Raw genomic sequence first — 21,428 nt, 5'->3', positions numbered from 1 at the left:
GGAAGCTAAGCCTCACAGCGCCGATGGTACTGCAGGGGGGACCCTGTGGGAGAGTAGGACGCCGCCGAACTATTGTTGAGAGAAAGCCCTGGACGAGTAACCCGTCCAGGGCTTTTTCGCGTTTACGGGACCTCCCGTAGGGTCCATTCCATGCGCTTTGACCTCGTCATCTTCGACAACGACGGTGTCCTCGTCGACAGCGAACCGCTGTCCAACACCCTCCTCGCCTGCTATCTCACCGAACTCGGCCACCCCACCACGTACGAGGAATCGCTGCGCGACTACATGGGCGCCGCCATGCACCGCGTCCACGACCTCGTGTACGAGCGGACCGGGGAGCGGCTGCCCGGCGACTTCGACGACGTGTTCCACCAGCGGGTGTTCGCCGCCTTCGAACGGGAGTTGAAGCCCGTCCCCGGCGCCGTCGACGTCCTCGAACAGCTCCGGGCGGCTCATGTGCCGTACTGCGTGGCGTCGTCCGGGAGCCATGAGCGGATTCGCGTCGGACACCGGACCACCGGGCTCGACGCCTACTTCGACGACGCGCGGATCTTCAGCTCGCAGGACGTCGGCCGTGGCAAGCCCGCCCCCGACCTCTTCCAGTACGCCGCCCGGCACATGGGTGTGCCACCGGAGAAGTGCGTCGTCGTCGAGGACAGCCCGCTCGGCGTCCAGGCCGCCCGCGCCGCCGGCATGACCGTCTACGGGTTCACCGCCATGACCCCCGCCGACCGCCTGACCGGCGCCGACGCCCTCTTCCACACCATGGACGAGCTGCCCGCGCTGCTGCGCTGAAAGCCCGTACGCACCCCGTCACTCAAAGTTGAGGAAAATTCATGTTTGGTGGATCTACCCACAGGTAGCCGGGGGCCCTACGCTCACGCCATGACAGATGCGCTGCGGCACGGCCGGGCCTCGCTGGCCTTCAGCTTCTTCGCCCAAGGAGCCGCCTTCGCCCTCCTCGTGACGCGTATTCCGGCCATCCAGGACCGGTACGGCATCTCCGACGGGCTGCTGCCCGTCTTCCTCGCCGCCGTGCCGATCCTCGCCGGTGTGGGCAGCGTGACCACCGAGCAGCTCGTGAAGCGGATACGCCCGAGCATGGTGCTGCGGTGGTCCCAGCCCGTCGTCCTGCTGGCGCTGCTCGGCGCGGGCGCCGGGGACTCGATGGTCGAGATCGCCGTGTGCCTCGGCGTCTTCGGCCTCGCCGTCGGCGCCCTGGACGCGTCCATGAACATGCTCGGGGTGAGCCTGCAACGCGCGTACGGGCGCAGCATCATGCTCGGCTTCCATGCCGCGTACAGCCTCGGCGGGATCGTCGGCGCCTCGCTCGCCTGGGTGGGGGCGCACTGGAGTCTGTCGCTGTTCGTGTCCTACCTGCCCGTCGTGGCCGTGCTGCTGCCGGCCACGCTGATCGGCAGCCGGTGGTACGTGGACGCGGGCGCCGGTGAGACGGGCGCGGAGGGCGCCGGGCAGGCGGCGGGCGGCGGCGGGCTCGTCTTCAAGATGCTGCTGCCGCTGTGCCTCGTGATGTCGTTCGCGTACATCGGCGACTCGACCGTCTCCAACTGGAGCGCCAAGTACCTCCAGGACGTGCTGGGCAGCTCCGAGCAGCTGTCGACCGTCCCGTACAACGTCTACATGGTCATGACGCTCATCGGGCGGGCCGTCGGGGACGTCGGGGTGCGGCGGCTCGGCGCGGTCGCCGTGGTGCGGCTCGGGACGCTGGTCGCGGCCGCCGGGTTCGGGGTCGTGGCGGTCGCTCCGGGGCCCTGGGTGGGCATGCTCGGATTCACGCTGCTCGGGCTCGGGCTCTGCGTGATCGTGCCGCAGACGTTCGCGGCGGCCGGGCGGCTGTTCCCGAAGGCGTCGGACGCGGCCATCGCGCGGCTCAATATCTTCAACTACGTTGGCTTTCTAGTCGGTTCGCCGCTTGTGGGCGCTTTGGGTGACGCGTGGAGCTACCGGGGCGCGATGCTCGTACCGATGGCGCTCGTCCTGGTGACGCTCGTGTACGCCCCTTCGTTCGGCGGGGGAGAGGACCGATACGGTGACACGCATGAGCGGGCGCGCACGGCTGATGTGGGACGAGGCAGTAACGGGGTATGACTTCGGGCCTGGCCACCCGATGGACCCGGTCCGGCTCGACCTGACCCGGCGGCTGGTCGCCGCCTTCGGCCTGGAACGGGACCTGGACGTGGTCGCGGCGAAGGCGGCGGGGGAGTCGACCCTGCGGCTCGTGCACCGCGAGGACTACGTGGCCGCCGTCAAGGCCGCCTCCCTCGACCCCGGCGCGGCCGACCAGGCGTACGGGCTCGGGACGCTCGACGATCCCGCGTTCGCCGGGATGCACGAGGTGTCCGCGCTGATCGCCGGGCAGTCGGTGGGCGCGGCCGAGGCGGTGTGGCGGGGCGAGGCCCTGCACGCCGTGAACTTCTCCGGCGGGCTGCACCACGCGATGCCGGGCGCCGCCGCCGGGTTCTGCGTGTACAACGACGCGGCGCTCGCCATCGCGCGGCTGCTCGAACTCGGCGTCGAGCGGGTCGCGTACGTGGACGTGGACGTGCACCACGGCGACGGCGTGCAGGCCGCGTTCTGGGAGGACCCCCGGGTGCTGACCGTGTCGCTGCACGAGCACCCCCGCACGCTGTTCCCGCAGACCGGATGGCCCGAGGAGACCGGCGCGGAGGGCCTCGCCGAGGGCACCGCGGTGAACGTGGCGCTGCCCGCGGGGACCGGTGACGCGGGCTGGCTGCGGGCCTTCCACGCGGTCGTGCCGGAACTGCTCGCCGAGTTCCGGCCCCAGGTCCTCGTCACCCAGCACGGCGCCGACACGCACTTCGAGGACCCCCTCGCCCATCTCGCGGTGTCGCTGGACGCGCAGCGGGCCGTACAGGTGGCCTGTCACGACCTGGCGCACGCGTACGCCGACGGCAAGTGGGTCGCCCTCGGCGGCGGCGGGTACGCCGTCGTGGACGTCGTGCCCCGGTCCTGGACGCACCTCGTGGCCGTCGCCGCGGGCCGGGAGATCGCGCCCGAGACGGTGATCCCGGAGAGCTGGCGGCAGGAAGCGTACGCCCGTACGCGGGAGTTGGCGCCGGCGCGGATGACGGACGGCCGCCGGCCCGTGGCCCACCAGGAGTGGGAGGCCGGGTACGACCCGGCGGACCGGCTCGACCAGGCGATCCTGGCGACCCGCAAGGCGGCGTTCCCGCTGCGGGGCCTGCTGCCATAGCGGCGCGTTACTCCGACTGTGGGGTGTTCGGGGGTTTTGCGGGCGCTTTCGGCGGCAATGGGCCAGCATCGCAAAGGTGTTGAGCACCGGCGCCCTGCGAGCGCACCTGTTGGCGGCTCGGCTGGCCGGGCCTGTGGCGACCTCCCGCGAGGAGAGTCTGCGCAGTTACCGGCTGTTCGAGGCGCGGGACCCGCGTGTGCTGCTGGGGCTCGACCCCGAGTGGCCGTGGCGGCAGCGGGAGTTGCTGGCGCTGATGGCGGACCGGTGCGGGGTCTCCGCCGACCCGGAGCACCGGTTCGGGCCTGACGTCATCGATCCGGAACGTACGCTGGTCGCGCTCGACGCCTTCGCGGACCGGATCGGCGCGGCCGCCGAGCGCCGCGAGCCGGTGCTGTTCGGCACCGGGCATCCGCATCGACTGCTGGGTTTCTACGCCGAGTTGGCCGACGCCCTGTCGGCGGCGGGCTGTGTTGTCCTCACCCCGGCGCAGGGTCGCAGTGTCGACATAACGACCCGGTTCGGTCTACGTACGTACAACCTCGACTACGTACGGGGAGTCGCGTTGGTGCGTGAACCCGGCGTGTGTGTGCCCGGGAGCGCGACCGGCGCGCACACCCACTCGCCGCTCCCGGTTCGCACGGTCCTCGGGGCGCTCGCGGACGCCGGCGGGCCGCTGCCGGAGCTGGTCGTCGGGGACCATGGATGGGTCTGCGGCGCAGGTCAGTTGGGGTTCGATGCGATCGGGCTGGCCGATACCGATGATCCCGCGCTGTTCGTCGGTGAGGCCGAGGGGCAGGTGTCCGTCGCCGTTCCGCTTGATGACGCTGTGCGGTCTGATTACTACCGACCGCTTACTCGCTATGTACTCAATCGAGCGTGTCTGTCACAGTAGGCGGCTGATCGCTGCTCCTCTTCCCCACTCGCATCACCCGCCCCTACATTGGGGAGTGAGCACGCAACGACGTTGAGTCACCGGAAGGGGAAGCCGGTGGCCGTCGAGTGCGGAAGGTTCAGGTGTGACATGGCTGCAGGAGAAGGTAGGCCTCTGAACGAGGTGCAGTTCCTGACCGTGGCGGAAGTCGCCGCGGTCATGCGAGTGTCCAAGATGACCGTGTACCGGCTGGTGCACAGCGGTCATCTGCCCGCGATCCGGGTCGGCCGCAGCTTCCGCGTCCCGGAGCAAGCGGTTCACGAGTACCTCCGCGAGTCCTATGTGGGGGTGGAAACGGCCTGATCGGGCCCGCCCCGGGGGCCTCGGCGGGGCCCCCGGGAACCCTCGATTTCCAGCCCGGCGCCCGGGCGGGGTAGGCTAGCCCCTCGTAGGTCGTGTGGGCCCCAATGCAGCCCCGCACCGAGTGATTGTCCCCGCGCTGCGGGGGTTGTCCGAGAAGTGAGCGAGGGTTAGTCGTGGGCTCTGTTATCAAGAAGCGGCGTAAGCGGATGGCGAAGAAGAAGCACCGCAAGCTGCTGAAGCGCACCCGCGTGCAGCGTCGCAACAAGAAGTAAGCGACCGCTGCGTCAAGCGCGTGTGCTGTGGCCCTTCCACCGTCCGGTGGGAGGGCCACAGTGCGTTGTGCGGGTGGACGCGGGTGCGGCTGCCGTCGCTTTTCACGTCGCGGGGTCATCACAGCGCAACATCGACCCGCTAACGTGACGGCAGGCGTGGTGTGCGCGGCGCGGCGGTCTTGGACGGAAGGCAGGCGCTGATCTTGGGCAAGGTCGTGCTCGTGACCGGGGTGGCCCGGCAGCTCGGCGGCAGGTTCGTCCGCCGCATCCAGCGGGACCCTGACGTGGACCGGGTGATCGCGGTGGACGTGGTGGCGCCCGAGCACGAACTGGGCGGCGCCGACTTCCTCCAGGCCGACATCCGGCAGCCGGCCATCGCCCGCGTGCTCGCCGAGTACGCCGTCGACACCGTCGTGCACCTCGACGTCACCGGGACCCCGCTGGCCAGCGGCGGACGCGGCTCCGTCAAGGAGACCAACGTCATCGGCACGATGCAGCTCCTCGGCGCCTGCCAGAAGGCGCCGCACGTGAAGCGGCTCGTGGTGAAGTCCAGTACGAACGTGTACGGCTCGGCGCCCCGCGACCCGGCCGTCTTCACCGAGACGACCCCGCCGAAGTCGCTGCCCAGCGGCGGCTTCGCCAAGGACACCGTCGAGGTCGAGGGGTACGTACGCGGGTTCGCCCGGCGCCGGCCCGATGTCGCGGTGTGCGTACTGCGGTTCGCCAACATCCTCGGCCCGACCACCGGCACCCCGCTCGCCCAGTACTTCGGGCTGCCGGTGCTGCCCACGGTGTTCGGCTACGACCCGCGCCTGCAGTTCGTGCACGAGGACGACGTGATCGACGTGCTGCGCATCGCCTCCCGCGAACCCCGGCGCGCCACCCTCAACAGCGGCACCTTCAACATCGCCGGTGACGGGGTGCTGCTCCTGTCCCAGTGCTCGCGGCGGCTCGGGCGGCCGACGGTGCCGGTGGCGCTGCCCGCGGTCACCTGGCTCGGCGGGGCGCTGCGTACGCTGGGGGTGACGGACTTCTCCCCCGAGCAGATCAGGCTGCTCACGCACGGCCGGGTCGTCTCCACGGCCCAGATGCGCGACACCCTCGGCTTCCGGCCCGCGTACACGACCGCGGAGACCTTCGCGGACTTCGTACGCGGCCGGGGCCACGGGCTGCTGCCGCCGCGGACGGTCGCGGCGGCCGTGGACCGGATCGCGGCGCTCGCCCCGGCGGCCGCCGCCGAGCACAGCCCCAGCCACTCCCCGACGCAGAGCGCCAACTGAGGAGCGCGTGAACGATGGCGGACGCCAAGGTCATTCCGTTCGACGACGACAGGTCGCGGGGGTCGGCCGGCAAGGGCGCGTCCCGCCGCAGAAGCGCCCGGCGCGGCGGCGAGAGCGGTCCCGTACGCGAGGTGCAGCCGCTCACGGCGACCGCCGGGGCCGAGCCGGGCCAGGAGGCCGGACCGGGCCAGGAGGCCGCGGAGGCGCCCGAGGAGCGCCCGGGCGGCGGCTGGGACCGGAAGCTCGCGGGCGGCCTCGCGTTCCTGCGGCGGCGGCTCACCGGGGACTACGAGGTCGACGAGTTCGGCTACGACGAGGAACTCACCGACCAGGTCCTCATGTCGATGCTGCGCCCCCTCGCGGAGAAGTACTTCCGCGTCGAGGTGAAGGGCGTGGAGAACATCCCCGCGAAGGGCGGGGCGCTGATCGTCTCCAACCACTCCGGGACGCTGCCGCTGGACGGCCTGATGATGCAGGTCGCCGTCCACGACCACCATCCGGCGGGCCGTCACCTCAGGCTGCTCGCGGCGGACCTGGTGTTCATGCTGCCCGTGGTCAACGAGCTGGCGCGCAAGGCCGGGCACACCCTGGCCTGCGCCGAGGACGCGCAGCGCCTGCTGGAGGGCGGCGAGCTGGTCGGGGTGATGCCGGAGGGGTTCAAGGGCATCGGGAAGCCGTTCAGCGAGCGGTACAAGCTCCAGCGGTTCGGCCGGGGCGGCTTCGTGTCGACGGCGCTGCGGGCCGGGACGCCGATCGTGCCGTGCTCGATCGTCGGCGCGGAGGAGATCTACCCGATGGTGGGCAACGCGAAGACGCTGGCCCGCGTGCTGGGCTTTCCGTACTTCCCGCTGACGCCGACGTTCCCGTGGCTGGGGCCGCTGGGGGCGGTGCCGCTGCCGACGAAGTGGACCATCCAGTTCGGTGAGCCGATCCCGACGGACGGGTATCCGCCGGAGGCCGCCGAGGATCCGATGCTGATGTTCAACCTGACGGACCAGGTGCGCGAGCAGATCCAGCACACGCTGTACAAGCTGCTCGTCCAGCGCCGCTCGGTGTTCTTCTGAGTCTGCGCGCGGGGCCCGCACGACGGCGTACGGGGCCCTGAGGGGCGTACGGGCGTCTGAGCAGGCAGCAGGCATGCGGAAGGGCCCGGGGCGCGCCGCCGCCCCGGGCCCTTCTCGCGCGTACGTACGGACGTGCCTTGCCGCGCTACTCCTTGGCGTCCTCGCCGCTGATGCCGAGGCCGGGCAGGACGCCCGGGAGCAGCGGCGGGAGGGTGACGTCGGGCTTGGCGGGGCCGTTGTTCCCCGAGCCGGTCCTGCCCTCGGACGGGGTGGGCGTGGCCGGGGACTGCTTCGGCGGGTCGAGCAGGCCGCCGGTGGTCTCGCCGAGGAGGCCGTCGTCGCGCTTGCTCGCGCCGGAGCTGGACGGCTTCGGCTTCGTCGACGCGCTGCCGTGGTGCCCGGTGTCCGCGGAGCCGGAGGGCGCCGAGTGGTCGGTGCCGGTGGCGCCCGGTGTCGTACCGCTGGTGTCGCGGGCCGGGGCGGAGCCGCCGCTCTTGTCCGGGGTCTGCGGCAGCAGCGAGCGCAGCGGGTCGACTTCCTGGTCTATGGCGGCGAAGACCGAGCTGACCTCGTCCCGGACGTCGCCGAGCTGGACCGGGAGGCTGTCGCTGAGCGCGGTCCAGCTCTTGCGGTGCGACTCGGAGAACGCGGAGAGCGCCTGGATCGGGCCGAGCGAGCCGTCCCGCTTGTACGCCTCGCTGAGCAGGCGGTGGCCCTCGGACGCGTCGTAGCGCATGCCGGACAGGGCCCTGCGGACCTCGCCGACCGACTCGTGGTCGAGGGGGCCGCTGCGGCCCCGGTCCATGAGCCTGCGGGCCTCGTTGAGCCGGGTGGACGCCTGGTCCAGATAGATCCGGCCCTTGTCGGTGTCCGTGTCGGCCATGCCGAGCTTCAGGTCTTCCATGCCGCGCTTCAGCCCGTAGAGCGAGTCACCGGGCAGGGCGCTGGAGCTGGCCGCGGCCACTCCGCCGAACGCGCCCGCGGCGACACCGACCGTGAGGCCGCCCGCCGCGATGCCCTTGGTCAGGCGGGAGCGGGGGCGGAGCTTGCGCAGCGGGGTGGCCCGGTGGGCGCCCTTGCCGCGCTGCTCGGGCACGGACGGTGCCGTGCCCTCCTTGAACATGGCCTCCATCGCGGCCACGAGCTGCGCCCGCTGCACCACCTTGACCTCGGGGTCCAGCTCCGGTCTCGGCAGCTCGCCGAGGCCCGAGGCCACGGACAGCAATCTGCCCTGCTCGGCCTGGTCGCTCTGCTGAGCCGCCGGTTCGTCCGGCTGCCGCGCCGCCGCGTCCCGGTCGGACTGGTCCTCCAGGGCCTGGGCGAAGGCGTTCGCCCGCCGGTGTGCCGAAACATTTGCGATCACTGGCGGCACCTCCTCTCATCATGACGGTCGACTCGCGTGTGTCGACTCCCCAGGGGGTCCTGAGGGTTGCACGCCCGGACCGCATGCACACGATCGAGTGAGCGAAGCCGGTCAGGGAGCGACCACAGGGAGCCTGCATCCCGCACAACGAGCGGCGCGGCACTTGGGTTACGGACGAAAGATGATCCGACCGCGAACACATCTCCCTTTCACAGAAGGTGAGTTGAGAATCGCGGTGGGTGACGGTCCGGTGTGGGGCCCGGCGGGGACGGGGTTCAGCGGGCGTCGTCCGGCAGCAGCCGGGCCAGCGTCCGTACCGCCCGGTACTGGAGGGTCTTGATCGCTCCCTCGTTCTTGCCCATGACGCGGGCGGTCTCGGCGACCGAGAGCCCTTGCAGGAAGCGGAGCGTGACGCACTCCTGCTGCTGCGGGTTCAGCCGTCGTACGGCGTCCAGCAGTGCCGCGTTCGACAGGGACTCCAGGACCGAGTCCTCGGGGGAACGCTCCACCTCGTTGGCGTCGAGCATCTCGCCGGTGGTGACTTCCAGGCGGAAGCGGCTCGACTTGAAGTGGTCGGCGACCAGATTGCGGGCGATCGTGACCAGCCAGGCGCCGAAGTCGCGGCCCTGCCAGGTGAACGTGCCGATCCGGCGCAGGGCGCGCAGGAAGGTCTCGCTGGTCAGGTCCTCGGCTGTCGCCTTCCCGCCGACGCGGTAGTAGATATAGCGGTAGACGGTGTCGCTGTACTGGTCGTAGAGCCGGCCGAAGGCGTCGGCCTCACCGGCCTGGGCTCGCTCGACCAGTTCCATCATGCGGGCGCTGTCGCTGTCCGCCGCGGGCCGGCGGGCCGTCGTGCCGGACGCGCCGGCGGCACCCGAGCGCGCCCGTCTGCCGACGGTGGCCGCGCTGGAGTCGGCCATGGCGAAGCACGGGCCGGCAGGGCCGGTCACGGCTGTCGCTGCGACGGCGAGGGCGGGGACGGCGTACGCGGTGGGGACGAAGCCGCGCAAGCGGTCCGCGACCGTTGCGCGCAGCGTAGCCAGGCCCGAGGCGTCAACCCCGACGTGTGGGTACACGGGACTCCCAGAGGCAGAGCTTCCATCACGTGCAGTGCCGGTTTGTTCACCCGTCGTACTGACGCGTGGGTACCGGAATGCGTCTGAGGAGAATAACGCTTCGTGCAGGGAGCGCTACACCCAGTTGCTCAAATCGTCGATTCCGTCACTTCTGTAGTCGTTCAGCGATGGTTCGAGCACCAGAGAGTGACCACTTGTTGATCGGATTAGGTCATCTTCCGGTCATGGCTGTGTCGCGTTGTGGTCGAGTGGTATCCGCGTGAGTGACCGTCGCAGGGCCCGGGTAAGACGTCCGGAAGGTTCAGCGGCGGCGGCGGTGCAGGGCGATGGCCGCGGCCGTGCCGCCCGCGACCGCGCCGACGCCGGCCGCCGCGGGGATGCCGACCTTCGCGGCCTTGCGGCCCGTGCGGTAGTCGCGCAGCCGCCAGTCACGCTCGCGCGCGTACTTGCGCAGTTTCGCGTCCGGATTGATCGCGTACGGATGCCCGACGAGCGAGAGCATCGGGATGTCGTTGTGCGAGTCGCTGTAGGCCGCGCAGCGGTCCAGGTCCAGGCCCTCCGCCGACGCGAGCGCCCGTACCGCCTCCGCCTTCGCGGGCCCGTGCAGCGGCTCGCCGACCAGGCGGCCCGTGTAGACGCCGCCGATGGACTCCGCGACCGTGCCGAGGGCGCCGGTCAGGCCGAGGCGGCGGGCGATCACCGTGGCGATCTCCACCGGCGCCGCCGTCACCAGCCACACCTTCTGCCCGGCGTCCAGATGCGCCTGCGCCAGCGCGCGCGTGCCGGGCCAGATGCGCTCGGCCATGTACTCGTCGTAGATCTCCTCGCCGATCGACATGAGTTCGGCGACGCGATGGCCCTTGACGATGGACAGCGCGCTGTTCTGCGCGTCCTGCATGTGCTCGGGGTCCTCGACGCCCGCGATCCTGAACCACGCCTGCTGCCAGGCGAACCGGGTCAGCTCGCGGCGCTGGAAGAACTTCCGCTTGTACAGGCCCCGCCCGAAGTGGAAGATCGCGGCGCCCTGCATCACCGTGTTGTCCAGGTCGAAGAAGGCGGCGGCCTTGTCGTCGCCGACGACCGGGAACTCCGGTTCCGCGGGCGGCTGATCGAGCGCCTGCTGCTCCTCCAGCTCCTGCGAGGTCTTCCGGGCGGCCTCCGCCGAGGCCTCGCCGGCCAGCACGCTGCGCGCCGTGGCGGAGCGCCTACGAGGGGTGAGCCATCCAAGAGCGGCCATGCGGCGAGCATAGCCACGACTCGGGCCGCGGCGGAGTCGGGCGGATTTCGGGAAGCTGTCCGCGGGTGGAATCCCGGCCCGCGGCGGGGGCCAGAATGGGCGGTATGAGCCCCCTGTTTCGCCGCGGCGAGAAGAAGAGTCCCGAGGAGCGCGTCGTCACCCTGGTCGGCAAGCCCGGCTGTCATCTGTGCGACGACGCCGAGGCCGTGATCGTGAAGGTCTGCGCGGAGGTCGGCGCCTCCTGGGAGAAGAAGGACATCACCGAGGACGAGGAGCTGTACCGCAAGTACTGGGAGCAGATCCCGGTGATCCTCGTCGACGGTGAGCAGCACGACTTCTGGCGCGTGAAGGAGGAGCGGCTGCGGCGGGCGCTCACGCAGTAGCACAGCGCGCACGAGGGCCCCCGCGCGGTCACGCACGTCACTGACCGGGCAGTCCAACTGGTCCGGTTTTTCGCTTAGGATCGAGGGCGGTTTTGGTCTCGGGGGCGTAGATCGTAAGGAAGGTGTGCGGTTTTGCCCCCCACAGGTGAGCAACGAAGCTGCCTGCGCGCCGGTTCCAGGAACGTGCGCGGGGGGCGCGTGACCCCGGTCACGTTGGCCGGGCAAATCGGACACCATCTTTGTGCACGCGTTCACAAAGACATAGCCTGCATTCGACGGGGCGGTCATGGAACGCTGAGCCGCCCGCAGCCCCGCTCTACCCGCAGGAGCACCGTGGCAACTGGCCGAACTCACCGACCGGCGACCCGCAGCCGAGGCATTCCCGAGGCCACCGTCGCCCGGCTTCCGCTGTACCTCCGCGCTCTCACCGCACTGTCGGAGCGCTCGGTGCCCACGGTCTCCTCCGAGGAGCTGGCGGCCGCCGCGGGGGTCAACTCCGCGAAGCTGCGCAAGGACTTCTCCTACCTCGGCTCGTACGGCACCCGCGGTGTGGGCTACGACGTCGAGTACCTCGTCTACCAGATCTCCCGCGAGCTGGGCCTCACCCAGGACTGGCCGATCGTCATGGTCGGTATCGGTAACCTCGGTGCGGCGCTGGCCAATTACGGCGGGTTCGCCTCGCGCGGCTTCCGGGTCGCGGCCCTGATCGACGCCGACCCGGCGATGACCGGCAAGTCCGTCGCGGGCATGGCCGTGCAGCACACCGACGACCTGGAGAAGATCGTCGACGAGAACGGCGTCTCCATCGGCGTCATCGCCACCCCCGCCGGTGCCGCGCAGCAGGTCTGCGACCGCCTCGTGGCCGCCGGTGTCACCTCCATCCTGAACTTCGCGCCGACCGTCCTGTCCGTGCCGGACGGCGTCGACGTGCGCAAGGTCGATCTCTCCATCGAGCTGCAGATCCTCGCGTTCCACGAGCAGCGCAAGGCCGGCGAGGGCGTCGCCGACGGCCCCGAGGGCGCCGGTGTGGGCGTCGAGGGCCCGGCCGCCAAGGTCACCAAGCCGGTGACCGCCCCGGCCGAGAGCGCCGACGACCGCAAGGGACCCGACGGGGACGTGCCCGCCGTGATGCCGGCATGAGCCTCCTCGTCGTAGGACTGAGCCACCGCAGTGCCCCCGTCAGCGTCCTGGAGCGCGCCGCGCTGAACGCGGACACCCAGGCCAAGCTCGTCCAGGACGTCCTCGCCGCCGAACCGGCCGCCGAGGCCGCCGTCCTGTCCACCTGCAACCGCATCGAGCTGTACGCCGACGTCGACAAGTTCCACGCCGGTGTCGCCGAGGTCTCCACGCTGCTCGCCCAGCACAGCGGCGTCGGCCTCGACGAGCTGACCCCTTATCTCTACGTGCACTACGAGGACCGGGCGGTCAACCACCTGTTCTCCGTGGCGTGCGGGCTCGACTCCATGGTCGTCGGCGAGGGCCAGATCCTCGGCCAGATCAAGGACACCCTCGCGCGGGCGCAGGAACTGCACTCGGCGGGCAAGCTCCTCAACGACCTGTTCCAGCAGGCCCTCAGGGTCGGCAAGCGCGCCCACTCCGAGACCGGCATCGACCGCGCCGGACAGTCGCTCGTCACCTTCGGCCTCGAACAGCTCGCCGCCGGGCAGCCCGTCGGGGCGTGGGCCGCGGGCAAGCGCGCCCTCGTCATCGGCGCCGGCTCGATGTCCTCGCTCGCCGCGGCCACCCTCGCGCGGGCGGGCGTCGGCGAGATCGTCGTCGCCAACCGCACCCCCGAGCGCGCCGACCGGCTCGTCGCCCTGCTCCAGGAGAACTACGGGCACGGCGTCACCGCCCGCGCCGTCGCCATGGACGCCGTACCCGGCGAACTGACACGTGCCGACGTCGCCGTCTCCTGCACCGGCGCGACCGGGCTCGTCCTGACCGGGGACGCCGTGCGCGCCGCCGTCGCGGGCCGCACCCCGACCGCGGGCGCCGAGGTGCCCGCGCCGGCCGTCGCCGCCGCCAGGTCCGGCGTGGAGGCGCCCGTGGTGGAGAGCGTGCGCGGCGGGTTCTCCGTCGAGGGCGAGGCCGCCGTCGCCGGGTTCGACGCGGCGGCCCTGGAGCAGCACGGCGCCTGGGTGGACAACGCGCCGGGCACCCGCGCCCCGGCCCCGCAGCCGTCCGAGGCCGCGGCCATCGCCGCGCTCGCCGCCGCGGGCCGGGTCCCCGAGATGCGCCGCGAGCGCGTCCCCGAGCCGGCCCGGCCGGTCGCGCTCGCCCTGCTCGACCTCGCCATGCCGCGCGACATCGACGCCGCCGCCCACCGCCTCGACGGGGTGCGCCTCGTCGACATCGAGTCCCTCGCCGACGCCTCCGCCGACGCGCCGATGGCCGCCGACGTGGACCAGGTGCGGGAGATCGTCGCCGACGAGGTCACCGCGTTCGGCGCCGCCCAGCGCGCCGCGCGGATCACACCGACCGTCGTCGCGCTGCGCTCGCGGGCCGCGGACGTCGTCGCCGGTGAGATCGCCCGGCTCGACGGCCGGCTGCCCGGCCTCGACGACCGGCAGCGCGCCGAGATCACCCAGACCGTGCGGCGCGTCGTGGACAAGCTCCTGCACGCGCCGACCGTACGGGTCAAGCAGCTCGCCGCCGAGCCCGGCGGCGCCGGGTACGCGGACGCGCTGCGCACCCTGTTCGACCTGGACCCGGAGACGGTCGCGTCCGTCTCGCAGGCCACCCCCCAAGACCGTGATGAAGCGGTAGGCAAGAATCGAGGCCCGGCATGACTGCCGAGAAAGCGCTGAGGCTCGGGACGCGGCGCAGCAAGCTGGCCATGGCCCAGTCCGGGCATGTCGCCGAAGCCGTGCGCCGGATCACCGGCCGTGACGTCGAGCTGGTGGAGATCACCACGTACGGCGACACCTCGCGGGAGCACCTGGCACAGATCGGCGGCACCGGTGTGTTCGTCGCCGCTCTGCGCGAGGCGCTGGCGCGCGGTGAGGTCGATTTCGCGGTGCACTCCCTGAAGGACCTGCCGACCGCGCAGCCGGACGAGCTGGCGCTGGCCGCCGTGCCGGTGCGCGAGGACCCGCGGGACGTGCTGATCGCCCGCGACGGGCTGACCTTCGCCGAGCTGCCGGACGGCGCCCGCGTGGGCACCGGCTCGCCGCGCCGCATGGCCCAGCTCAACGCGTACGCCAGGAGCCACGGCATGCGCGTGGAGACCGTGCCGATCCGGGGGAACATCGACACCCGTATCGGATACGTCGAGAAGGGGGAGCTGGACGCCGTGGTCCTCGCGGCGGCCGGGCTCAACCGCATCGGCCGGAGCGCGGAAGTGACCGACTTCCTCTCCACCGACCTCGTCCTGCCCGCCCCCGGCCAGGGGGCCCTGGCGGTCGAGTGCGCCGCCACGAACGGTGAACTCGTCGCCGCGCTCGGTGAGTTGGACGACCCGTTCTCGCGGGTCGCCGTGACCGCCGAGCGAGCCCTGCTCGCCGCCCTCGAGGCCGGCTGCAGCGCGCCCGTGGGCGCGCTGGCCGACTTGCTGGCCGACGGGCAGATTGTCAAGGAAATGCGCCTGCGCGGCGTCGTCGGGAACACCGACGGCTCCGAGCTGGTGCAGCTGTCCACCACCGGTTCCGTGCCCTCGTCCGAGGACGAGGCGCTGGCGCTCGGGCGGGAACTCGCCGCCGAGATGCTGGCCAAGGGCGCGGCCGGTCTGATGGGGGAGCGAGCACATTGAGCCCCACCACCGCTGAATCGACCGCCTGTGCACCTGGGCACGTCACCTTCCTGGGTGCCGGACCCGGTGACCCGGGACTGCTGACCCTGCGGGCCGTGGAGGCCCTGACCCGAGCGGATGTGCTGATCGCCGAGCCCGAAGTGCTCGACGTCGTCCGCGCGCATGCCGGGGCAGGCGTCACCGTGCTCGACTCCACGGGCGCGCAGGGGCAGCCGGGCACCTCTGACGAGGCGTCAACTGCCGTCGCCGTACCGGCTCTGCGGGACTGGGCCAATCTTGTCATGGAGGCCGCGCGGGGCGGCAAGCGGGTCGTGCGTGCGGTGTCCGGGGACCCCGGGCTCGACACGTACGCGGCCGAGGAGATGCTCGCCTGCGCCTCCGCCGGGATCGACTTCGAGGTCGTGCCCGGTATCGCGGCGGCCGTCGGCGTGCCCGCCTACGCGGGTGTCCCGCTGCGGGACGAGGACGGCACCGACGTACGGTTCGTCGACGCCCGTACCGCCTCCGACCGCTGCTGGAGCGAGGTCGGCGCCTCCGACGGGACCGTCGTCGTCTCCACGACGCTGGACGCGGTCGCCTCGGCGGCCGGCGAGCTGGTCTCGGCGGGCCGCAAGCCCGACACCCCGCTGTCGGTGACGATCGCGGGCACGACGACGCGCCAGAAGACGTGGACGGCGACGCTCGGCACGATCGCGCAGACGCTCAAGCAGGCCAAGGTGCTGCCCTCGCCCGAGGGCAACCGGCCGGTGATAGCCGTCGTCGGCGAGCGGAGCACGGCCGCGCGGCGCGAGCAGTTGTCGTGGTTCGAGTCGAAGCCGCTGTTCGGCTGGCGGGTCCTCGTGCCGCGCACCAAGGAGCAGTCGGCGGCGCTCTCCGAGCAGCTCACCTCGTACGGCGCGGTGCCGCACGAGGTGCCGACGATCGCCGTCGAGCCGCCGCGCACCCCGCAGCAGATGGAGCGCGCGGTCAAGGGCCTGGTCACCGGGCGCTACGAGTGGATCGCCTTCACGTCGGTCAACGCGGTGAAGGCGGTGCGCGAGAAGTTCGAGGAGTACGGGCTCGACGCGCGGGCGTTCGCCGGGATCAAGGTCGCGGCGGTCGGCGAGCAGACGGCGAACGCGCTGATCGCGTTCGGCGTCAAGCCCGACCTCGTGCCGAGCGGTGAGCAGAGCGCCGCCGGTCTCCTGGAGGACTGGCCGCCCTACGACCCGGTGTTCGACCCGATCGACCGGGTCTTCCTGCCGCGCGCCGACATCGCCACGGAGACGCTGGTCGCCGGGCTGATCGAGCTGGGCTGGGAGGTCGACGACGTCACGGCGTACCGGACCGTACGGGCCTCGCCGCCGCCCGCGGAGACGCGGGAGGCGATCAAGGGCGGCGGATTCGACGCGGTGCTCTTCACGTCGTCCTCGACCGTGCGCAACCTCGTCGGCATCGCCGGCAAGCCGCACAACGTGACGGTCATCGCCTGCATCGGCCCGGCCACGGCGAAGACCGCCGAGGAGCACGGGCTGCGGGTGGACGTGATGGCTCCGGAGCCGTCCGTGCAGAAGCTGGCCGCCGCGCTCGCCGACTTCGGCGCGAAGCGCCGGGACGCCGCGCTGGCGGCCGGTGACCCGGTGACGCGGCCGAGCGAGCGCAGGCCGGGGGCGCGGCGGAGGCGGGCGGCGCCGTAGCGCTGGGCGCTGGGCCGGGGGCCGGGTGGCGTGTTGTACGGGGGCCTCGGGTCCCCGGGTCCCTTCTGGTGCCTGCCCCTCTTCGTGCTGGGGCGCGGTGCCGGGGGGCTCGGGGGCCTGGGGGTCGTGAGGTGGACGTGTTCGTGAGGAGTTTTCGGTGAGTAAGTACGGCTCTTTCCCCGGTACGCGGCCTCGGCGGCTGCGCACCACGCCCGTCATGCGGCGCATGGTCGCCGAGACGCGGCTGCACCCGTCGGACCTGATCCTGCCCGCGTTCGTGCGCGAGGGCATCGACAGCCCCGTCGAGATCGGCTCCATGCCGGGCGTCTACCAGCACACCCGGGACTCCCTGAAGAAGGCCGCCGCCGAGGCTGTCGAAGCGGGCGTCTCCGCGATCATGCTGTTCGGTGTGCCGCTGGACGAGAAGAAGGACAACGCCGGGACGGTCGGCACCGACGCCGACGGCGTCCTCCAGGTGGCGCTGCGCGACGTACGGGCCGAGGTGGGCGACGACCTCCTCGTCATGTCCGACCTGTGCCTGGACGAGTTCACCGACCACGGGCACTGCGGCGTCCTCGACGAGAACGGTGTCGTCGACAACGACGCGACGCTCGAACGGTACGCGGAGATGGCGCAGGTCCAGGCCGACGCGGGCGCCCATGTCGTGGGGCCGAGCGGCATGATGGACGGTCAGATCGGCGTCATCCGCGACGCGTTGGACCAGATCGGGCGCGAGGACGTGGGCGTGCTCGCCTACACCGTGAAGTACTCCTCGGCGTTCTACGGGCCCTTCCGTGAGGCCGTCGGTTCCTCCCTGCGGGGGGATCGCAAGACGTACCAGCAGGATCCGGCGAACGTACGGGAGTCGCTGCGCGAGCTTGCGCTGGATCTGGAGGAGGGGGCCGACATGGTGATGGTCAAGCCGGCCGGGCCCTATCTGGATGTGCTGGCGAAGGTCGCCGAGGCGAGTGCGGTGCCGGTTGCGGCGTATCAGATCAGCGGGGAGTACTCGATGATCGAGGCGGCTGCCGCGCGCGGGTGGATCGATCGGGATGCGGCGATTTTTGAATCTCTGACCGGGATCAAGCGGGCGGGGGCGCATGCGATTCTGACGTACTGGGCCACCGAAGTCGCCCGCAAACTGGGCTGAGTTCTTTAGCACGTGCGGCGCCGTCGTGGCTGATCGCGCAGTTCCCCGCGCCCCTTAGGGAGTTGGCCTGAGCGCCTGCTCCCAGCTTCTCCGGCTCAGCGGATATTCCCTAGCCCCTCCGGCGATTGAGGAGGGGGATTAGTCGGCCGCGGTGGCTCCCCCTCCGCGCCACCGCGGCCGATCCCCGTCGGGAAAGAAGGCTCAGTCGTTCACACCGATGGCCGGCGGAGCCGGAGCGTGCTGGTCGAGCGTCGTGATCGAGTCGTCCGCGGGCGGCGCCGGCGCGTGCTGGTCCAGCGTCGTGATCTTCTCGTCGGCCGGCGGCGCGGGCGCGTGCTGGTCGAACGTGGTGATCTCTTCGGCCTTCTTCTTGTCGCTCATGCCTGAACCCCGATACGTAGAAGCGCTGATGGAAGTCAGCGCCCGTTCGGCGGCTCCCCCGAGGGCCGCCGAACGGGCGTCGTAAGAGCCTCAGCGTAACGGCGAGGCCCCGCGGACCCGGCTGCCCCCCGCTGCGTGGGTCCGGGGGCCAACACTGGCAGCGGGCCATAAACGTTCGATGAACGCGCAGGTGTCAGGCGGCCGCGAGGGGCGCGAGCAGCATCCGTACGTCGGCGGCCTCCGCCGCGCCCTCGCTCTCGTAGACGGCGAGGGCGTCGCGCCAGCAGGCGCGGGCGCGGTCGGGCTGGCCGAGCGCGTCGAGGGCGCGGCCGAGCAGCGTGAGGGCGTTGGCCTTCATCCAGTCGCCGCCGATGCAGCCGATGGCCAGGGCCTGTTCGGCGTGGAGGGCGGCCTGCGGGTGGCGGTGGGCGGCGAGGTGGACCTGGGCGATGCGGTAGTGCGTGGTGCCCTCCCACAGCCGCTGGCGGCTCTCGGTGAAGATGCCGAGGGCCTTGCCGAGCTGGTCGAGCGCCTCGGGGAGCCGGCCGGCCTGGGTGAGCACGATGCCCGAGGCGTAACGGGCGTTGGCCAGGCGTACGGACAGGCCGAGTTCGTCGTAGATGTCGATGCCGAGCTGCGCCAGTTCGACCGCTTGGGCGCCCCGGCCCATGGAGGCCATCGTGCGGGAGAGGTTGCACACGGCGCTGGCCTCGCCCGGCTTGTTGTGGTCGGCGCGGAAGGCGTCCACCGCGCGCAGCAGATGGCCTTCGGCCTCCGCGTACTGGGAGGTGCAGATGGCGATGATGCCGAGCTGGTTGGCGGCGGCGCCGTGCGCCCACGGGTCGGCGGCGGCGTCGCGCAGGGCGTGCGCCCGCTCGGCCTCCTCGCGGGCCTCCTCGAAGCGTCCTGCCTGGCTGAGCGCCTGGGCGAGGATGACGCGGGCGCGGGCCTCGGCGTGGGTGTCGCCGAGGGCGACGGCGGCGGTGCGGGCGGCGTCCGCCGTCGACTGGTAGCGGCGGGAGCCGGCGCCGGACTCGGACAGGTCGATGGAGGCGAGGAGCAGGTCGACGGCCCGTCGCACGGTGGGCGCGTGCAGGGACTGCTGGACGCAGGCGAGCAGCGGTTCGGCCTCGGCGTGCAGCCAGTCGAGCGCTTCGGAGGCGGTGGCGAACGACAGGGGCGTGGCCGTGGCGGGCTTCTCCAGGTGGGCGACGGTGCGGTCGCCGGGGCGCTCGATGGCGTACACCCCGGAGGCGGTCGCCAGGTAGAAGTCGAGGAGCCGGGCGAGGGCCGCTTCCCGCTCGGCGGGCGGGAGTTCGTCGCGTTCGGCGCAGGCACGGGCGTAGAGGCGTACGAGGTCGTGGTACCGGTAGCGGCCGGGCGCCGCCGACTCCAGGAGGGAGGTGTCGACCAGGGACTCCAGGAGGTCTTCCGTGTCGTCGGCGGGCAGGTCGAGGACGGCGGCCGCGGCGGCGAGGGAGATGTCGGGCCCGTCGGCGAGGCCGAGGAGGCGGAAGGCGCGGGCCTGCGCGGGCTCCAACTGGCCGTAGCCCAGCTCGAAGGTGGCCTTGACGGCGAGGTCACCGGCTTGCAGCTCGTCGAGGCGGCGCCGCTCGTCGGCGAGCTTCGCGGCGAGGACGGACACGGTCCAGGTGCGGCGCGAGGCGAGCCGGGACGCGGCGATGCGGATGGCGAGCGGCAGGAACCCGCAGGCGGCGACGACGTCGAGGGCGGCCTCCCGCTCGGACGCCACGCGCTCCTCGCCGACGATGCGGGTGAACAGCAGCAGCGCCTCCTCGGGCGACATGACGTCGAGGTCGACGAGGTGGGCGCCGGCGAGGTCGACCATGCGGACGCGGCCGGTGACGAGCGCGGCGCAGCCCTCGGTGCCGGGCAGCAGGGGGCGGACCTGGGCGGCGTCGCGGGCGTTGTCGAGGAGGACGAGGACGCGGCGGCCGTCGAGCGTGGAGCGGTACAGGGCCGCACGCTCCTCCAGCGAGTCCGGCACGGCCGAGTCCGGGGTGCCGAGGGCGCGCAGGAACGAGCCGAGGACCGTCTCGGGTTCGGCGGCGCGGGCCCCGGCACCCTGGAGGTCGACGTACAACTGGCCGTCGGGGAAGGCCGCGCGGGCCGCGTGGGCGACGTGCACGGCGAGGGTGGTCTTGCCGACGCCTCCGATGCCGGCGACGGCGGAGACGGCCATGACGGAGCCCGTGCCGTCCTGACCGGAGGCGGCGGTGAGTACGTCGCTGAGTTCGCGTACGAAGGCGGCGCGGCCGGTGAAGTCGGGCACGGTCGCCGGGAGTTGGGCGGGCCGTACCGGGTTGGCGGCGGCGCGGGCGGCGGGCGCGGACGGCTCGGTGAGCGCGGGGTCGGCCTGGAGGATGCGCTGTTGCAGCTCGGACAGGCCCGGGCGCGGGTCCACCCCGAGTTCGTCGGCGAGCAGGCGGCGGGTGTCCGCGTACACGGCGAGTGCTTCGGCCTGGCGTCCGCTGCGGTACAGGGCGAGCATCAGCAGTTCGCGCAGGCGCTCGCGCAGGGGGTGGGCGGCGGTGAGCGCGGTCAGTTCGGAGACGGACTCGGCGTGCCTGCCCTGCTCCAGGTCCATGTCGAGGCGCGCTTCGAGGAGTTGGAGGCGCCACTCCTCCAGGCGGGCGCGCTGGGCCTGGGCGTAGGGGCCCGGCACGTTGGCCAGGGCCTCGCCGTCCCAGAGGCCGAGCGCCTTGCCGACCAGGGCGCGGGCCTGGCCGGCGTCACCTTCGCGGCGGGCCTTCTCGGCGTCCGCGTACAGGGTCTCGGCGGCGGCCAGGTCGAGGGCGTCGGGGCTGAGCGAGCGGATCGCGTAGCCGCCGGCCTCGCTGACGAGGACGCCCGGGTCGAGGATCTTGCGCAGCCGGGAGGCGTAGGTGCGCAGCGCGGCGAGGGCCTGCTGCGGGGACTCCTCGCCCCAGACGGCGTCGATGAGTTCGGCGGCGGTCGCGGTGCGGCCCTCGCGCAGCAGGAGCGCCGCGAGCAGGGCGCGCTGCTGCGGGGAGCCGGTGGCGAGCGCTTCGCCGCCGCGCCAGGCGCGCACGGGTCCGAGCACGCTGAAGCGCAGGCCGGAGCCGGGCTCCGGCTCCGGGTCACAGGTGTCCCCGGGTGCGCCGGCCCGCCATTGCTCCGGTACCCGTGGTGCACCTTCCATCGTCGCTGCCCCCTGCCGCCGCATCAGCACCGGTCTCTTTCCTGTCGCCCGCGGGTCGCTCGGCGCGCCGGTTGGCGCCGCGGTCGCGGACGACTCCGCCAGTTTGCCTTGTTCACGGCGGATACGTCAGCCACGGGAGACAGCC

At 72.2% G+C, this 21,428-nt stretch carries 19 protein-coding genes and 1 rRNA gene; 15 read left to right on the top strand and 5 right to left on the bottom strand.

Annotated elements, in window-relative coordinates; genetic code table 11:
- The 9 genes from rrf to ACZ7LY_RS16000 all read left to right on the top strand — a co-directional run.
- Positions 1 to 70: ribosomal RNA gene (gene rrf, locus ACZ7LY_RS16040) — 5S ribosomal RNA — on the top strand; the annotation flags it as partial.
- Positions 71 to 150: 80 nt separating this feature from the next.
- Entirely contained in the window at positions 151 to 795 is a 645-nt protein-coding gene (locus tag ACZ7LY_RS16035) for an HAD family hydrolase (RefSeq protein ID WP_471625184.1), read from the top strand.
- 90 nt (positions 796 to 885) lie between these two features.
- A complete protein-coding gene (locus ACZ7LY_RS16030; RefSeq protein WP_471625183.1) occupies positions 886 to 2,109 on the top strand; it encodes an MFS transporter in 1,224 nt (407 codons plus the stop codon).
- On the top strand, positions 2,060 to 3,235 hold the full coding sequence (locus ACZ7LY_RS16025; RefSeq protein WP_471625182.1) for an acetoin utilization protein AcuC: 1,176 nt from the start codon (positions 2,060 to 2,062) through the stop codon (positions 3,233 to 3,235). Before ACZ7LY_RS16030 ends, ACZ7LY_RS16025 begins: the two co-directional genes overlap by 50 nt.
- Positions 3,236 to 3,311: 76 nt before the next feature.
- Entirely contained in the window at positions 3,312 to 4,127 is an 816-nt protein-coding gene (locus tag ACZ7LY_RS16020) for a phosphatase (RefSeq protein WP_471625181.1), read from the top strand.
- Positions 4,128 to 4,256: 129 nt separating this feature from the next.
- Positions 4,257 to 4,469, top strand: a complete 213-nt coding sequence (locus tag ACZ7LY_RS16015) for a helix-turn-helix domain-containing protein (protein ID WP_471625180.1) — start codon at positions 4,257 to 4,259, stop codon at positions 4,467 to 4,469.
- A gap of 173 nt (positions 4,470 to 4,642) precedes the next feature.
- Positions 4,643 to 4,741 carry a 30S ribosomal protein bS22 gene (locus ACZ7LY_RS16010; RefSeq protein ID WP_003948845.1) on the top strand — a complete coding sequence of 33 codons (99 nt, stop codon included), beginning with the start codon at positions 4,643 to 4,645 and terminating at the stop codon, positions 4,739 to 4,741.
- A 203-nt stretch (positions 4,742 to 4,944) separates the two neighbouring features.
- Positions 4,945 to 6,021: an NAD-dependent epimerase/dehydratase family protein gene (locus ACZ7LY_RS16005; RefSeq protein WP_471625192.1), complete on the top strand. Its 1,077-nt coding sequence runs from the start codon at positions 4,945 to 4,947 to the stop codon at positions 6,019 to 6,021.
- Positions 6,022 to 6,035: 14 nt separating this feature from the next.
- Positions 6,036 to 7,085 (top strand): lysophospholipid acyltransferase family protein, encoded by a 1,050-nt coding sequence (locus ACZ7LY_RS16000; protein ID WP_471625179.1) that lies wholly within the window; start codon positions 6,036 to 6,038, stop codon positions 7,083 to 7,085.
- A 145-nt stretch (positions 7,086 to 7,230) separates the two neighbouring features.
- Here ACZ7LY_RS16000 and ACZ7LY_RS15995 read toward each other — a convergent pair whose 3' ends face one another.
- The 3 genes from ACZ7LY_RS15995 to ACZ7LY_RS15985 all read right to left on the bottom strand — a co-directional run bounded on the left by ACZ7LY_RS15995 (position 7,231) and on the right by ACZ7LY_RS15985 (position 10,761).
- Positions 7,231 to 8,448 (bottom strand): DUF5667 domain-containing protein, encoded by a 1,218-nt coding sequence (locus ACZ7LY_RS15995; RefSeq protein WP_471625178.1) that lies wholly within the window; start codon positions 8,446 to 8,448, stop codon positions 7,231 to 7,233.
- Positions 8,449 to 8,723: 275 nt separating this feature from the next.
- Positions 8,724 to 9,524 carry an ECF subfamily RNA polymerase sigma factor, BldN family gene (locus ACZ7LY_RS15990; RefSeq protein ID WP_471625177.1) on the bottom strand — a complete coding sequence of 267 codons (801 nt, stop codon included), beginning with the start codon at positions 9,522 to 9,524 and terminating at the stop codon, positions 8,724 to 8,726.
- Between the two features lie 301 nt (positions 9,525 to 9,825).
- Positions 9,826 to 10,761, bottom strand: a complete 936-nt coding sequence (locus tag ACZ7LY_RS15985; RefSeq protein WP_471625176.1) for an HAD family hydrolase — start codon at positions 10,759 to 10,761, stop codon at positions 9,826 to 9,828.
- A gap of 104 nt (positions 10,762 to 10,865) precedes the next feature.
- Here ACZ7LY_RS15985 and ACZ7LY_RS15980 point away from each other — a divergent pair, with 104 nt between their 5' ends.
- The 6 genes from ACZ7LY_RS15980 (at position 10,866) to hemB (ending at position 17,718) form a co-directional block, all read left to right on the top strand.
- Positions 10,866 to 11,144, top strand: a complete 279-nt coding sequence (locus tag ACZ7LY_RS15980; protein ID WP_471625175.1) for a glutaredoxin family protein — start codon at positions 10,866 to 10,868, stop codon at positions 11,142 to 11,144.
- 333 nt (positions 11,145 to 11,477) lie between these two features.
- Positions 11,478 to 12,284 carry a redox-sensing transcriptional repressor Rex gene (locus ACZ7LY_RS15975; protein ID WP_471625174.1) on the top strand — a complete coding sequence of 269 codons (807 nt, stop codon included), beginning with the start codon at positions 11,478 to 11,480 and terminating at the stop codon, positions 12,282 to 12,284.
- Positions 12,281 to 13,933, top strand: coding sequence for a glutamyl-tRNA reductase (locus ACZ7LY_RS15970; RefSeq protein WP_471625173.1), 1,653 nt, complete (start codon positions 12,281 to 12,283; stop codon positions 13,931 to 13,933). Before ACZ7LY_RS15975 ends, ACZ7LY_RS15970 begins: the two co-directional genes overlap by 4 nt.
- Positions 13,930 to 14,892, top strand: coding sequence for a hydroxymethylbilane synthase (gene hemC, locus ACZ7LY_RS15965; RefSeq protein WP_471625172.1), 963 nt, complete (start codon positions 13,930 to 13,932; stop codon positions 14,890 to 14,892). Before ACZ7LY_RS15970 ends, hemC begins: the two co-directional genes overlap by 4 nt.
- The gene (locus ACZ7LY_RS15960; RefSeq protein WP_471625171.1) at positions 14,889 to 16,568 is read left to right on the top strand and encodes a bifunctional uroporphyrinogen-III C-methyltransferase/uroporphyrinogen-III synthase; all 1,680 of its coding nucleotides are present in this window, start codon (positions 14,889 to 14,891) and stop codon (positions 16,566 to 16,568) included. Before hemC ends, ACZ7LY_RS15960 begins: the two co-directional genes overlap by 4 nt.
- Before the next feature lie 157 nt (positions 16,569 to 16,725).
- A complete protein-coding gene (gene hemB / locus ACZ7LY_RS15955; RefSeq protein WP_471625170.1) occupies positions 16,726 to 17,718 on the top strand; it encodes a porphobilinogen synthase in 993 nt (330 codons plus the stop codon).
- Positions 17,719 to 17,919: 201 nt separating this feature from the next.
- Here the strand turns inward: hemB and afsS are convergent, their stop codons facing one another.
- Both afsS and afsR read right to left on the bottom strand, forming a co-directional pair.
- On the bottom strand, positions 17,920 to 18,099 hold the full coding sequence (gene afsS, locus ACZ7LY_RS15950; protein WP_471625169.1) for a regulatory protein AfsS: 180 nt from the start codon (positions 18,097 to 18,099) through the stop codon (positions 17,920 to 17,922).
- A 193-nt stretch (positions 18,100 to 18,292) separates the two neighbouring features.
- Positions 18,293 to 21,283, bottom strand: coding sequence for an SARP-family global regulator AfsR (gene afsR / locus ACZ7LY_RS15945; RefSeq protein WP_471625168.1), 2,991 nt, complete (start codon positions 21,281 to 21,283; stop codon positions 18,293 to 18,295).
- Positions 21,284 to 21,428: the final 145 nt, after the last annotated feature.

It is taken from the genome of Streptomyces sp. NPDC107550 (genome assembly GCF_055639095.1).
The sequence above is the reverse complement of the archived record's forward strand: the minus strand, read 5'-3'. Positions and strand labels throughout refer to the sequence as shown.